This is a genomic window from Paenibacillus mesotrionivorans (genome assembly GCF_046098205.1).
GTDB lineage: Bacteria > Bacillota > Bacilli > Paenibacillales > NBRC-103111 > Paenibacillus_AR > Paenibacillus_AR mesotrionivorans.
On record NZ_JBJURJ010000010.1, the window covers coordinates 185,655 to 201,234 of the forward strand.

A 15,580-nucleotide genomic window follows, 5' to 3' on the forward strand; every position below is an offset into this window, starting at 1 on the left:
TGCCTATTTCCCTCCTTGATTCGAAACATATACAGAAATGTTGAAATAGTCGCGTTTATCCGTTTGGATATATACGGTGTACCAACCGTTCGGGACATTTTCAATGGTATACACTCCGTTTTTCTCCCGAAGCACCGTTCCTTTTGTTTTCATCTGACCTTGTGTTAAAATCCCTTTTTCATAACGTGCATACGAGATTCCGGAAAAGTTCTTCAGCGAAATTTCAACCTTGTTTCCAAGAACGGTTGCAGTATTGGAGCTGTCCGGCATCACTCCGTTAACAAGGGCTATGGTGTCATAAAGCCCCACAAGGCGAACGGTTCGGCGAAGGGTGGTTTGATTTCCGGCATCATCTCTTACTGTATAGTCGATATAGTACGGATTGGAGCGGACAAATTCATTGGCTGAGATGCTGTCAGGGTTAAACACCCTCCCGCCTGCCCCGTAGTTTATGGTGACCCGGTTTGTCAGATCAACATTATCACCGGCAACCGAGTCCCACGCCTCGAAGTCCAGAAGCTTTGACTTGTCATAGGCAATGGAGGCATCCTTGTTAGGCGTCATTCCTTCGATGAAGATCAGCTCTTCGCCGTTTTTAAGCTTTAACACAGGAGGCGTTTTGTCGATTAGTCCGATGTTCACACCATACGAGGTATAGGCCCCTGTTCTTCCTTCAAGGTTAAAATTGTAAAGTCCGTTTTCCCGGTAGTTCATGGACTTCTCTTGTTCCCAAGGATCGTTTCCGCCCACGAACCTGGCGTCTTTGTCCGTGATGACGGTGACATTCACATTCTGGTTCGTTGCCGGGTTTTTGTCGATTCCCACAACATATCCTTTTTCTTTTCCGGATGTATCCTCACCAACAATAATCTTGTTATGATGCTCCTTTTCTACCCATTCGCCGCTTTGGTTTTGCTCCAGATATTTATAGGTCCAACGAACCTCCCTAACGGCCGGTGTTCCAACTTCAATGCCTTCAACCGTCAGAAGAATCTTTTGCGTGATGCCTGCCGGGTCCCGAACCAGAAAGACATGCTCCCCGTTGGTGTTTACGTTGATCACCGTATTTTTATAGGACCCAACGCCATTTTCGTCCTTTACCTCCGTTAAAAGTGCATGCTCATATCCACGATAAGACACGGTAAGGTCTGTCAGCTTTCGGAGAATGTCCAACGGAACACCGTCAGCGTCACGGATTTGGTCAAATGTGACATTCACGCTCAGCTTATCTTCTGCTAATGCTGCAAGTGCTTCGATCCGCGGCGGCGTGGATACAATATTCGAAATGGTAATCACCTCATGTCCCTGGTTGCCATAGTCGTCAACAAAGAACATGGTCACTGTGCCATTCTTTCTAAAACGGACAGCCTTTGTGCCGGGAATATGCACGATATCGTTGGCAGTCAGGCTTCCGGTTGGCTCTACACCGGTGACTGTTATGGTTTTGATATCCTTGCTAAACTGTGTCAGCTCCACATTCACGCTTTGCGCAGTAAGTGTGGTTGGAAGCGTGCTGTACGTCTTTGCGGTTGCCGTTGGCGCCGTTTTGTTAATGTTTGAAACGGTGATTGGAGTCGTCCAACGGTTGCCGGCATTGTCATAGGCTGTCACATAATAAATGCCTGAGCTGTCAAGCTCCACGACATATTCATTTTCAAGGGGCTCACCCTTGAACGGGTACACCACATCGCCCTTCTTCACCTCGGCAAATGCGATTTCACCTGAATCATCCGATAACGTGATGGTCGCGAAGATGTTTTGGTTGGTCCTGGATGTGTTCGATAACACATAGGAGGTTTGACCGGCTGTGTTGTCAAATTGGTCATAGCTAACCTTATGAGAGCCTGTGTTTCCCGCTTGATCCTTGAACTCAAAGGTGAAGGTGTTCACCTCTTGAGTCAGAATCCTTGAGAGTGCCGCGTTGTTGTTTGTCATAGAAAGAGTTTTTCCGCCGCCGGTAAACTTGAGCGTGGCCATAACCCTTCTATAGGCTTTTCCTTCCTTGATGGGAACCCAATCTCCCAGATAGTTTTCATAGCTGTATTCAACCGTGTAATGTTTGTCCAGCTCGATTGGCGTTTTATCCATGTTTGAAACGGTGACGGGTTCAACGGTTACCATGCCTGCTTTGTTGGTCACCTTGAAATATACCGTCGCATTGTTCTCGAAGGTTTCGGTATGGGAAACCATAGAGTCAACCGGGCTAAAGCTGATGCCGTCATACGAACGTTCAAAGGACAGGATTCCGCTTTCCGGGTCAGATATGGCCAGTTTTGCCAACACATTCTGGTTGGTTAACTCCGTATTCGAATAGTCCACCTTTACAACAGGAGCCGTTTCGTCAACGACTGTAATGGCAGCATACTCCCCTTCCATCCGGTCCGCTTCCATCCCTTCTGTGGTGTATGCCTCGAAATAAACGGATTTGGTCACGGTGCCATCCCTTAGCGCGTTAAAAACAAGCTTGGAATACGCTGTTCTTCCTTCTACCTCTGTAAATGAAGGCTCAGGAACACTCAGCTCTGTATGCAGCTCTAATCCGGAATACGCTGCGTTTTCAACAAAGAAATATTGCCCCGAATACGCTGGATTGGGAACGACAACATAATAAAGCGTGTCGTCTTGGTTATAGGATATAAACCTTCCGTTTTGGATGGTTTGACCATTTTTCTCTACATGCCCCGTAATGTCGAAGCCTGTAACAAACTCAACATCCGGTGTGAATTGTAAAACCTTATCCCTTCCAACCTCGTCCTGAACATAGAGACTGATGGGATTATTGTTCTGAACAACAACATCATAGACCATGCCATAATCAGCGGATGTTGTTAACAGTCCGGTATGAAGAAGGTTCGACCTTGCCATATCCCCCACAACATCACCCTCTACAGGCGCGTAAGGCATTACGGTTACAGGGACGTTAAAATAAACGGAAGCCGTTGCGGTGGTTTTGGTTGTTGTAGGGTTTGCGCTAACCCTTACAATGGATGCTTGGGCATCAACCAGCTCCAGCTTGGAGTCAAAGAATACTTTTTCCGTCACATTTCCGGATGTGTCAACAGCCTTGATCCCAATTGCATAGGTGCCGCTAAGCCCCTTCAGATTGATGGTATAGGTTTTCTGTAGGTTCCCTTCGCCATCAACGACTGCCGGACTGCTGTGCACGTCCACAGATGGGCTTGAACGGAACAACGCATAGTCGGCCTCTGTTAGAATATGGTTTTGTTCGGGGTCCTTAATCAGTGCGAATGAAACGGTTGAGTCACTTTTGTCCGAAACATCAACAGTGATCGTACCATCCTGCCTTGCTCCTTTTGCCACGATTTCACTTGTTGCAAGGGCAGATGGAGCCGCTTTGTCAATGTTAGAAACGGAAACCGGAACCAAAACACGATTTCCAAGCTCATCGGACAGGATGAGATTTGTTGTTATGTTTTCGCTGATCGTTACTGTGAATCCGCCGTTGGTATAGGGAGAAACCGTGATTATGTCTGCATCCTTTGGCTCCACTGTCAGCTTGCTGATTCCTGTACCCGCATCATACGCTGCTATTCTGGCTGTCACGGATGCGTTTGTTGGCTGAATGGTGCTATAGTCCGGCAATTCAAAGGTTGGTGCTTGGCTATCATAAAGAATGGTGACCGGTCTTGCTTCTGTCAGAAACTCAGGTTTTTCATCAGCAGGATAATTGATAAGCCCGAACTGAAGATAGATGGTGTTGACACCCTCTTGAAGCGGCACAGGTGTGTCGAGTGTGAAGAGATAATATCCGCCAAAGTTATTGCCCGCTGTAAACGTAGGCACTAAAACGCCGTTATCTGTGGGCATACCGTCCGTTGTTGCATAATAGACCGGGTTTTGATATTTCTTCGTGCTATCAATCGTCCATGATTTATGCGGTTCACTCAAAATAGCTGAGACCTTATAGGTTCCATCCGTTGTTGTCCCCATTCCGTTTAACGTCTTGGGTTGGGTATGCTTTAATTCATCAATCTTCGCTGGTCCTGACCTCATGCCAAAATAGGGAGAAACCTTTTTTCTTTCTCTGCCATGCGGGTCTTGTGCAACAACAACAATGCTGTACGCACCTGACGGAAGCCCTGTCATGGTCAAGGTTTGATTAACCTCTGCTATGTTTTCACTGTTAGGTGTCAGAGTCAAAGGATAGTTTGGCGTATCCTCGATTCTAATATCTGTGTCTGGCCTGGATAAATAGTAAAATGCACTTGCAATTCCGCTGTCATCTGTCACCTTTACAGTAAATTGATGGGATGATTTAAAAAGATCATGCTGACTTCCGACGGTATAGCTGATTTCGGGGTACTCGGAGTCAAAATAATATACTCTTGAAAAATCGGCAGTGTTTCCAGATGGTTTATCTGTAACCGTATATTCAAGGATGTATCTTTCGTGCATCGTGATGATTCTTCCATTAGCAGCATTACGCTGTGAAGCATCACCAACATCTTGTCCACTATAAACCCGTAGGTTTTGTGTAAAGGTGGGCGACCAGGTATTGCTGGGATGGGCAATCCATCTATAGCTTGTTTCAAGGTTTGGATCACTTGTGTCGAAACGGATATCAAACCGTGGCTTTGGAAGGCTGAAATCCTCCGTAATAAGGGTGTCGGCAACATTTCCATTGAAAATCTGCACAGGTCTTTTATAGTATCTTGACGCTTGTTCGTTTCTTGAATCGTTGCCAAGTGAGTCTACGGTGAAATAATAGAGCGTTCCGTCAAAGTTCTCACCCTTTGGAATGGATAACATAGCCGTTGCGCTGTCACCTTCTGAGTCTACAAATGCCCACATTCCTTGAGTGGAAGCGATCTCTCCTGATACAGGCTCAATTTGATCGATTGGAGTATCAGATGGCGCCGCTGCTCCGTTTATAAAGGTATAATACGTCCTTGACCAGCCGTTATTGCTTTGTTGCAGGTCATTCATTTCGAAACGATAGTCATTTCTTTTGCGAAGCTGCGCATCCTGCGGTTGTACCGTTTCGTGAATGGTCACTCGCGGCGCCAGGCTATCGATTTTGATATGTTCAATCTCTGCGTATCCGGCATCTCCGCCCAGCGGATTGTCAGCTTTATCCCATCCATAAAGCCGAAGCTTAAATTCGCCTTCTGTCGGATCGATGGGACTGAGCTTTATGCTAACTCCGTTTAACACTTGCGTGTTAATAGGTGCAGTCACCGTTGTTCTGTTTCCTGTACCGTCAAAGTTTTTAATTCTTGTCATTGCAGGTTCATAGGAATCATTGGTTTTCTTGTACAGCTCATATTTAAAATAGTTTTGATTCGAGGTGGTGTGGGCGACATTCCCCTCCGGATAGAGGGTTTCGCTTGAAACCATATAAAACTCATGCAGCTTTCTGATATTGTTTTGAATGGAATTTGCCCCCACAAGGTCATTTCCATTCGCGTCGGTCACTCTTATGGTTGGGGTTTTGGTGTCCACTTTGTGAGTTGAAAAATAAAAGCTTTGGGAGGTTGCGGATTCTGGCGTTGGATTTTCCAATTGATAGGCCTGCGCCCGCCCATTTTTCATTAAATGGGTAGACACGTTGTTAAGCTGCAGTCTTACACCCTCGCTTTCAACTGCGCTGACATCCATCGGCACTTTTCCCGTAAACTGAAGCTTGCCGTTTGGTTTTCCGTCATTGCCTTGCAGCTTGGTCATGGTAAGGTTAGCAAGGGGTGTTTCCGTGCTGTTTCCAAGATACAGCACAGGGGTTGCTTGAAGGTTTGTGATGAGCTCCGTCTTCACTTCCTGCGTCATGCTTTTTTTATGTATGGAAACCGCCTCGGCTGTGATCGTAATATCTGTAAATTTACGGTTTACATATTTATTGTCCGTGCTGGGCGAATAGGTAATCGTCTGGCTGATATCGGGGTTTCCAAGGTCATAGATGCTGCGATAAAACGTATACGTTACATCCTTATAATAGTAATCCTCTTGCCCTACCTTTGTTGTTAAATAGGTTTTAACTTCGGGGTTTCCTGAGGTTGTATGGGCGAAGGTTCCCCCAAGGCTTTCAGCATGGGTAGACTGGGCAAGCAGCGCCACCCTGTAGGTTAGCGAAATTTCTGCTTTGTCCTGTGCAACCATTTGATCGTAAAGCTTCTTGCGGTCAATATCCAACTGAAACGTTTTTGTTTTGGTTGGCTCCTGGAAGGTTAGCCAATCCCTGCCTACCGCGTCGTCCGAAACGCTATAGCTGAAAACCGGAGCATCCTCATATTGCATAATGTCATAGTGACCATATTGATCCCTGACATATTTGTTCCATTGTGCGCTTTCAGAGCCTGACGAATTGGCATCCAGATAAAACTCTCCCCCAAGCGCATCAACATAACCCATATCTGTGAATTTTCTTTTGGTTACGTCCGAAATATCACGGTAAAGTCTGCCGCGATCTTTTGTCCATGTGTCCAGTCGAATGGTCTTCGCCTGTGTCGGATTTGTATTCCCCTCCAGATAAGGAAGCCACAGAACCACAGACTCTCCGTACCAGTCGTCGCTGCCCACCAGCCAAAAAACCAATTCATTCATTCTCCAGGGTGGTATATTTTGCATTTTAAATGTACGTTGTGATTCAGACCAAGCTGCAGCGCCGCCAAGGTTTGCTACATGATCAGAGTTTGTTCCCGATTCATAGGTGCTTACGCCCATGTAAATATCATCGCCTGTTCCGCCGTCGCCGTTTCCTCCTGTTTTCACCCCAAACACATACGTGTACTCTGTTGCCACATTCGCATAAACAGGCGCTACTGATATTAGAAGCGAAAGGACTAGCATCAAGCTTACAATCTTCTTCATAAAAGTACCTCCTCGTATAGTCGCGATCTAATCTTTATTGAAAATAGTTGCTATATATTTTGAGCTAAGGCCAATGGCTGTTAGCTCTTCTTTCATTTCAGGTGTCTGTTCGATTCTTCTGTTAGGGACATATAGCGCCACGCCGTTGCGATTTTTATAGCCTGCCGAATTTCTTACTTCGAATGCAAGCGCTTGGGCTGCAGCAGTGATCTCTGATGATTCGCCCATGATATCAATCAGATCATATTGGTCAAATATCCCCTCGTTTTTACCTAATAGCTCGGAGTGGTTCGCAAGCTCTGTCAGTGGAGAATCGAATGCTGCCACTTCGATTGCCTGAACCAGTGATTCAGCCTGCGAAAGCTTCATCATTGACATTGTTGTTGCCCTATTACCTTCAAGCCCCGAATGAAGGGTAAAGGAATCTAACATTAACCGCCCCACTCTTTCCGTGCTAATTCGTGGATTTCGCTCCATCGCACCGATCCAGGTCGTATAATACAGCCCTGCTGCAGGGGTTGCATCCTCAGAAGCGATGAGATAGCTGCCATGGTTCCTAAGAGCATAGGCCGTTTCCACTGTGCCCATCAGACATGCATCAAAGACGATTAAGTCGAAATACAGCTCCGATGCACCGATTGCCTCGGAAAGCTCCGAAACCTTCATGGTTTTTCGTCCGTTTAGCTCGTCTGCCCCAAATCCGCCCATCGTACCATACCCGTGGTCCCATAAAATCAATATGTATCGCTCACTCGGTGCAGCGGCTTTGCCCCAAACGAGAAAATCCCTCAGTGTTGCAGGGTCTGATGCGGCGGTTTGGATAAGGCCTTCGTGCTTTTTAAGCTGGCCACCGCTAACCTCAAAACGTTCTGCTGCTCCATTCGTCATATATGTATTGTGATAGTTGAGCGTTCCACCTGTTTGAATCAGGATTTTTGTATGTTTGCTTGGCTGGCCGCGAAGTATTTCTTCCAGGTCAGCCGTTAGCCGGCCCTGCTGTGATTCAAGGTCAGAACCCACGGCATAGATTAAAACCGTCGAAGACTCCACCTGTTTATCCTGCTCCCAGAGCGACCTTGCCTCGTTTAAGCCCTGTGTTGTAAAAATACCTGCTTCACTATGGATTTGGCCTAGTGTCGCAAGCTGGTTTTTGGGTCTTGTGTTTAACACATAGCTGCTTATTCTGGCAAGAGTGCCCCGGTTGAATTCGGCTCCTTCTGTAAGGTCTATTCCTAAAACCCTCGAGGCAAAAGCTACAGCGGTTTCATAGGTGAAGTCGCCCTTTGACTCGGAATATCCCAAAACCCGTAAAACCATTGCACAATATTGGGTAAGAGAGGTTGGCTGCTCACCGCCAAAATGATTTTCATTGATTCCGTTCACTACACCCTGTGCATAGGCATACGACACATAGGGACCTTCCCAGCCAGTATCGAGAAATGGATTACTGTAGGTGCTTTTCAGGAGTTCTTCTTCCTTCCCCCACAGACGAAGCATCATCACAAGGGATTCTGCCCGGGTAGGCACCCTCGAAAGCTCGTATCCATTCTCCGTTCCACTGAACAATCCCAAGCGGTTTAGCGCTTCAGCATAGCTTGAGCCTTGTGCTGCTGCCAATGGAGATGCTGCAAAAAGAAGAAGCAACAAAAAGATTGCCATTCGGATATATTTCATCAAATTCCGACCTTTCAAGCTGCATATTTGCTCTTCTATTAGCGGATTTTATCCTATCCCGTTACTGTATCATGGCGGATTAGCCCCTGTGAGAAAGTTAAAGAAATCTTTAAGTTCACACGTGCAGCTAAAATTTGGTATCCAACGCTAATAGGAGCCGTGCTTCGTGTAGCTCGAAGCACGGCTCCTTAATTGAAAGAGCTGCAGGCGCCCGGAAGGGCTGATGGTTACTCATTCCCGCGTATATTTTCATTCCAGTAATAGCTGTCCGGCAAGTACCGCTCTCCAAAAATTTTGGTTCCCACACGAATAATTGTTGCGCCCTCTTCAATGGCTGCCTCGAAATCGCCGGACATTCCCATGGAAAGCTCATCCGTCCCCACATGCGGGATGTCCTTCTCCCGGATTTGATCCCGTATGGATTTCAGCAGCCGAAAGCATTGCCGTGTCTCCTCAGGCGTTCCCTTCCACTTCCCGATTGTCATCAGTCCCTTAATCCTGATCCTCTCCAGCGCCGCTAATTGCTCCACCAGCTCCAGAGCGGATTCGGGCGGAACTCCGAATTTACTCTCCTCGTAAGACGTATTGACCTGCACCAGAATGTCCATGGTTTTGTTTTCCTTCAGAAGCTGCTGGTTCAGAGCCTGTCCCAATTTCAACCGGTCAACAGAATGAATGAGCGTCACATATTTGGCTACATCCTTCACCTTATTCGTCTGCAAATGACCGATGAAATGCCATTCTACCCGGTTGTATTGCTGCATCAGCGGGAATTTGTCCCGGAGCTCCTGGGCTTTATTTTCCCCGAACAGCACCTCCCCGGCCTGCATCGCCATTTGCAGCTTTTCCAGCGTTACCGTTTTGGTGGCGAGCAGCAGCTTCACATCCTCCAGCCGACGCCCCGACCTGGCACAGGCCGCTTCCATGTGCTCTCTGACCCTTTTGAGATTTTCCTCCACAAAATGGTTCATCATTCCCGGTCTCCTTCCTCTACATCTCTGTAAAGGTTAGTTTAACAAGGTATGGACCGTTTAGGTACATCCATAACTGGGCAATTAGAGCCGTCCATATGCTCATTTATCTTACACTTGAAAACCATTTGTCTAGTAATATAATCAAATTATAACAATATTTATAGCAGCCAATATCGGAGGCATGTTAAATGAACTTTGTAAACCCACCAGCAGAATCACCTCAACATATGACTCATAAAATCTTTTACAGCCACCTATTACATCACGTAATCGGCTATAACATCTATCTTCCGCCGGGGTACACAGACTGCGGCGAAACCTATCCCGTTGTGTACCACATCCACGGTTGGACGGGCAACGAGTCCTCCGAGATCTGGCCGCTGGAGGAGGTCTGCAAAAACAGACGGGCCATTACTGTTTTTATCAACGCGATTTCGTCGGAAGAGAATTATTTCGATGCCTTATTGCAAATTGAATCCATCCTTATTACGGAATTGATCCCCCATATCGATAGTCAGTACCGAACAGACACCACCCGGGAGAACAGAATGCTGTCCGGGTTTTCGATGGGCGGCAACATGGCGTTTTATTATGCCGTTAAGCACCCCGGGCTGTTTGGTTCCGTAACCGCATACGCGGGAACCTATCACCATCTCTATTTTAAAGAATACCGGACTGTGGGGGTAACACCGGAGAAAGTCATCGGGGTATACGAGGATATGTTGAGAGAAGAATGGTATTTGGAGGAAAACAATATTTTATGCTTGGTACGGCAAAATGCGGAGCAAATCCGCGGCAAACTAAACATTGATATTCATATCGGGACAGCTGACATTTTATTTTGCGATAATGAAATATTACATTTATATATGGATTCGTTGAATATCCCGCATGAGTACAGGAAATTCGAGGAGATTGGCCACGACCTGGGGAAAATAGTGTAGCACTGCAAAGTTGATAAAGAGGCATATCATGTGATATACCCCTTTATCCATCTTATTGCATCTATTTAAACTGGAACCAAGTTAAATTTGCAACTGTGGTTGAATCTGACTTCACAAAAGTAACATATACCGTATGGGTTCCTACAGCTGTCCCGGCATTAAGCGGGATATTCTTGAGTGACCATGTCTGCCATCCGCCTGTGCTTTCTGCCGTCCAATAACCCAACATAGTGCCTGTAGGGCTGTCCAGGTGAAATTCTATCCTTCCGCCGGAATTAGCGGAGGCAACCTTCAAATCAATACTTGTTTTAGCTGTACTGCCAAAGTCTACATTCTTAAACGCGATATAGTCACCATTACTCCCTCCGCCAACATCCAGCCCGCCATCCGTGCATGCCTCATAGGAAATAACACCAGAACTCAGATTATAGCCTTCCGCTTCAAATTTCAATGTGTTGAACTTTGGAGCTGCAGCATAGCTGTTCGTATCTGTGATTTGCAATTCTGCCAATGTCGTTGCCGCAACTCCACCGACGCGAACATTGTTTATTGTAACTCCGGAGACAGTAGAGGTGTCACTCCACCCCTTCATTATGGAAACTTCACCTAAAGCGCGTAAATTGATATTATTGTAGACCACATTTTTGATCGGACCGCTTTTTGCAGAAAGATCAAACCACCTGGAGTGAACACCGGATCTTGGCCAGAAGCCTTCTACATCTATATTGTCAAAAATGATGTTTTGAGCTGCCGGAGTCCCATAAAGATGACCCACCGCTACAGCGCGCCAGCACCGGTATACATAAGAGTTTTTAACAACGATGCCATCCTGAAGCTGTTTCACTCCATCTCCAACCTTGAATGCTCCACATCTGCTCCAAGCTAAAGCATCATCTACAACGACATTGGACTGGCTTTCAGGACTTCCAGGCCAGTTTGCGGCTATATCCGTAGTTGCTACATCCCATGTCTTAAAGGAGTATGTGTCATCCTCCGATACGGCTACAGTGTGCTTGATGAGTACATTCTGGCTCTCTTGAATGTCGATTGCATCATTTTCATAATCATGTTCATTGTTGTTGAAGTGTTTTGTATTCTGGAAGGTTACATTATTAGATCTTGTAACGATGGTAGCCCAGCCACCGCTGTCTCTTATGGTGATGCCGTCAACCGTGAAGTTGCTGCACTGCAAGGGTACAAGAATATTGTTCAAATAATTGTTTGTATTCCTCATATAATGGCCATTGCCGTCAATCGTTCCCCTGCCGTATATCTTAATATTGTTTGCATTGGTTTCGGTATAAATAAACCATGTTCCATCCTTATTCAGAGAATTCTTATGAAAATGGGTCGTGTAATCGTTTGGATTTCCTGAACCCCTTATAACCGAACCACCCTCCAAATAAACCGAAACATTACTTTTTAACACAAGGTTTCCGCACTTATAAACTCCGGCTGGAACGTATACGATACCGCCACCAGCTGCGTTAGCCGCATTGATGGCATTTTGTATGGCAGTTGTAGCCATAGCGTTCCCGGTACTGTCGGCACCGTATTGAGTTTTAACATTGTATATGCCTGTACCGGATGAAGCCGGAACATTGGTTTCAAGCGCATCTGCCGCAATAACCAGATCCTTCAGGTTATTGATTTTAACGATCAGATATTGTGGTGATGAAAGTGTAAAGGTAAGTGTATTGCCGCTCTTCGTTGCCGTGATTCCCAAAGCCAGGGGAGAAATTCGATATGTATTGATTGGTTCGCTTGCTGTTATGGTGATTGTAGTCGTCCCTGAAAAAGAGAAATTACAATAGTTATAGTTTACAAATACCTCCGAAGTGTCGATGACCGGTATATTCGTAGAGTCTGCTGTTACCGTGTATTGACTGGTCGTGGTATAGCTCGACGGTAATGGATAGCTTACAATGGTAGCCGCGCTTGCTGTCAAAGGAACGACAGTTAACAGACTGGCCAGCATACAAATCATTAAGCTTAATAGTTTTAACCTTTTCAACATAAATAAACCCTCTTTCGTAGTTTTTTAGAAAACACTCTGTCATCAGTGAATAATGATTCACCAGCGATGCTCTATCACTCCCTTTCATAAAGTCGATATATTCCTGTCTGCGCTATTTGCACTTGGAAAATATCGCACTTTGTCATCTATGAAAATCACAAAAAAGGGCTAAATTTGCACTTTTTCGCCTCAAATTTAGCCTTTTTTTGCTCCAAAACCACTACATATAGGGGTCAAACCGTCTTGTTTACCCTTTGAGCCACTGTTTATCATCGTTATTATGGAATATAAATACATATTATGGGTTTATAAGTATAATGATAGCACTTACAATGTAAATATCAAGTAAAATGTGAAATGGGTAGGCGGAAATTTGAAATGCAAGGTATTAGCCGGTTTGTTTGTTCACGTCCTTCCACAAAAAGCAGATCCTTCAACTCTTCCAATTTTTTTCATTATCATGAAAAACTACAACGAAACAAAGGAAGATGGGACTCCTGTGGTATTTTGACTCTGATGGTAATGCTGAAATGGATATGGACTTTGATCATTCAAACGGTGATGGCTCTCATACATTTCCTCTAGGCAGCGATTAACCGCAAAGGCGGTTGCCTCTGTGTTTCAGAGCACCGCCTTTTGAAAATATGTGTAGAGAAAGAGAACGCCGAGGAATGGCGTTCTCTTCTGTAGTCCCTTCCATCAGTTGTAAACGATGCATAAGTCGCAGAACACAGATAATTCAGCACTTCTAGGTATCGGCTCGACGTAGTCCTATTACGCACTCCACCTGTGTGGAGTACTCAATGTGATCAAATCTTATACCATGTGCCCTCATCCAATGACTGTGGAATACCAATTGCCTTCAAGAAGAGTTTTCAGAAAAAACTTCGATAAGCAAAAAAAGGCCCACCCGTGACGGGTGGGTTTTATTGATAATTTCTCTGGTACTTCCCCTTGGTATCACAACTTGTTTGTTCTTTTCGCTCGGGAGCTTGCTTGCCTGGCCCTTGTTTGGCCCCGTTCTTACAAACGGGCGACAGTCCTTGAATACGTTGTTTTTTTCCAATGTAACCTTCTAGCTACTTACGCGATCTAATGTATGTAACGTTACGAATATTCTAATACTGTTATTCAAGAAAGCAGGTGAACCCTTGCATACAGATCCTATTGTCGTCAAAGCCAAAACCGGGGATCCTGAAGCATTCATGCAGTTGATGCAAGAGATAGAGCTACCGTTATATAGAACTGCACGGTCTATCGTCAACAAAGACGAAGATTGTGCAGATGCCCTGCAGGAGACGATGCTTAAAGCCTTTAAGTCGATCCATACACTCAGAGAGCCCGCTTATTTCAAAACGTGGATCTTTCGGATTCTGATTAATGAATGTAACAAAATGGTCAAAAGCAGTTCAAGAGCCCTCCCTTACGGAGAGCTTCCCGACGTCCCCTCCCTTTCCAAGGATTATGAGAAAATTGAATTATGGGATGCTGTTCAACATCTTGAGGAAAACCTACGGATTGTCATTCTCCTTCATTACTTACAGGACATGCCGATCAGTCAAATTTCCGATATTCTCAAAATTTCTACAATAGCCGTGAAGACCCGGCTGCATCGCGCCCGCAAAAAGCTAAAGCATTCATCTCAAATCAATCATGAAATGGAGTTGCGACATGGTGAACACTAAGTTAGAAGAACAATTAAAAAACTGCCAAAGCCTACTTCCCAATCAATTATCGGATATTACTCGCTCCAAGCTGAATGAGACTTACCAAATCATCAGGGAAACCAATAATTCCATCCCCCCCCTTCAGAGAAAGATAAAGGTATCAAGAACTTTTAATAAACGGTGGGGTTCCACTGTAGCCGCTGCAATCCTTGGACTTGCCCTCATTGCTTCCGGCTTTGTATCGCCCGTAATGGCTAATGCACTCAAGCAAATTCCGATTTTGGGACAAATCTATTCATTATGGGGAGAAAACAACGGAGATCCCGGTATTCAACAAGCCGAGGATTTCATCACAAACGTAAACCAAAGCGTGACCCATGGCAATTTGACAATGAATATACCAACGTTGTTATTTGATGGGACCAGAATTCTTATGAACATAACCACTCCTGGAAACACTCTGGCTTCCAAGCCCAATTCGATGCCTTCTGATGCCAATAAAGGGGAGGTGGATACGTTTGAGGTTCTTTATAAAGGCCAACCTCTACTCTGGAATTACGAACATATGGACGGGGAGGCTGCTTCCAGCATAATGGTTGAGGTTCTCAGCACTTATTATAAGCCGCTCACAACAACACAGACTATCCAGTTCCCTGATCAGTTTGACTTGACTGTAAACGTAACATTAAAGGGCTACGATGTCCCGTTCCAATTTGTTCTGCCTGTTACAAGATCAACACCCGTTACCGTTCTAACTTCAGAGGAGACCAAGCATCACGATAACATTAACTTGCAGATTAGTAAGGTGGAAATCACCCCAATCACAACGCAGTTATCCGTTGAGTACAAAACTAAATCGGGCCAAAGCATAGAAGAAATGCTCGCTTCTATCCCTTCGAAATACAAGGGTGCTAACGGGAGCATCATCGCTCTTCAGTATGACATTGTGGATGAACATGGCGTTCAACTGAAGCCCATTGGTTATCACCCTATTAGCGAATCTTATAATATTCGTTTTGAACCGTTCAAGACTCTACCACGTACCATAATCATCAAACCGTACTTAGTTGTATCCCTAGGTGAAACTCCACCTGAGGCTAAAGGACGGGTGGAAGTCAAAGATATGGTCAAGGAATACATCCCTGAGCTAGAGACTGTATTTTCGGTGCAATAGTTCATCTGTAAAAAGGACCTTAATATCTAGGTTTAAATGGGTATGCAAATCTACTAAAGACGAAGCCATAATGGGCTTCGTCTTTTTATTTAATGCTTTAACCCTTGTCTGGACTAACTCAAAGAATGCTTGTAAATTCACATAGTGCTCATTATTTTTATCATTTATAAACGAATCTCGCAGAAGGGTTAAACATTAGCAAAGGGATGGCTGGTCGGTTAGTAACTTCTTATGCTGTTGGTTCCATTGTAGCGGCAATTCCGTTTGCCATGTTTACTGGCAGGTTCAGGCGTCGTCCGCTTCTT

The 15,580-nt window shown here is 45.2% G+C and carries 7 protein-coding genes; 3 read left to right on the plus strand and 4 right to left on the minus strand.

The window, feature by feature from the left end; all coding sequences use genetic code 11:
* Nucleotides 1-3: 3 nt before the first annotated feature.
* The 3 genes from ACI1P1_RS16600 to ACI1P1_RS16610 form a co-directional block, all read right to left on the minus strand.
* Nucleotides 4-6,825, minus strand: coding sequence for a hypothetical protein (locus ACI1P1_RS16600; RefSeq protein WP_416217540.1), 6,822 nt, complete (start codon nt 6,823-6,825; stop codon nt 4-6).
* Nucleotides 6,826-6,852: 27 nt separating this feature from the next.
* Nucleotides 6,853-8,499 (minus strand): clostripain-related cysteine peptidase, encoded by a 1,647-nt coding sequence (locus ACI1P1_RS16605; protein WP_416217541.1) that lies wholly within the window; start codon nt 8,497-8,499, stop codon nt 6,853-6,855.
* A 227-nt stretch (nt 8,500-8,726) separates the two neighbouring features.
* Entirely contained in the window at nt 8,727-9,470 is a 744-nt protein-coding gene (locus tag ACI1P1_RS16610; protein WP_416217590.1) for a YggS family pyridoxal phosphate-dependent enzyme, read from the minus strand.
* Nucleotides 9,471-9,661: 191 nt separating this feature from the next.
* Between ACI1P1_RS16610 and ACI1P1_RS16615 the strand changes: the two genes are divergently transcribed.
* A complete protein-coding gene (locus tag ACI1P1_RS16615) occupies nt 9,662-10,417 on the plus strand; it encodes an alpha/beta hydrolase (RefSeq protein WP_416217542.1) in 756 nt (251 codons plus the stop codon).
* A 61-nt stretch (nt 10,418-10,478) separates the two neighbouring features.
* On the opposite strand, the gene ACI1P1_RS16620 is transcribed toward ACI1P1_RS16615, so the two are convergent.
* A complete protein-coding gene (locus ACI1P1_RS16620) occupies nt 10,479-12,434 on the minus strand; it encodes a carbohydrate-binding protein (protein ID WP_416217543.1) in 1,956 nt (651 codons plus the stop codon).
* 1,151 nt (nt 12,435-13,585) lie between these two features.
* Here ACI1P1_RS16620 and ACI1P1_RS16625 point away from each other — a divergent pair.
* Nucleotides 13,586-14,119: an RNA polymerase sigma factor gene (locus ACI1P1_RS16625; RefSeq protein ID WP_416217544.1), complete on the plus strand. Its 534-nt coding sequence runs from the start codon at nt 13,586-13,588 to the stop codon at nt 14,117-14,119.
* Entirely contained in the window at nt 14,106-15,275 is a 1,170-nt protein-coding gene (locus tag ACI1P1_RS16630) for a DUF4179 domain-containing protein (protein ID WP_416217545.1), read from the plus strand. The genes ACI1P1_RS16625 and ACI1P1_RS16630 overlap by 14 nt, the downstream gene beginning before the upstream one ends.
* Nucleotides 15,276-15,580 lie beyond the last annotated feature (305 nt).

Coding starts and splice junctions, on each gene's coding strand:
- ACI1P1_RS16600 (WP_416217540.1), bottom strand. CDS start 6,825: ATGAAGAAGATTGTAAGCTTGATGCTAGTCCTTTCGCTTCTAATATCA.
- ACI1P1_RS16605 (WP_416217541.1), bottom strand. CDS start 8,499: ATGAAATATATCCGAATGGCAATCTTTTTGTTGCTTCTTCTTTTTGCA.
- ACI1P1_RS16610 (WP_416217590.1), bottom strand. CDS start 9,470: ATGAACCATTTTGTGGAGGAAAATCTCAAAAGGGTCAGAGAGCACATG.
- ACI1P1_RS16615 (WP_416217542.1), top strand. CDS start 9,662: ATGAACTTTGTAAACCCACCAGCAGAATCACCTCAACATATGACTCAT.
- ACI1P1_RS16620 (WP_416217543.1), bottom strand. CDS start 12,434: ATGTTGAAAAGGTTAAAACTATTAAGCTTAATGATTTGTATGCTGGCC.
- ACI1P1_RS16630 (WP_416217545.1), top strand. CDS start 14,106: ATGGTGAACACTAAGTTAGAAGAACAATTAAAAAACTGCCAAAGCCTA.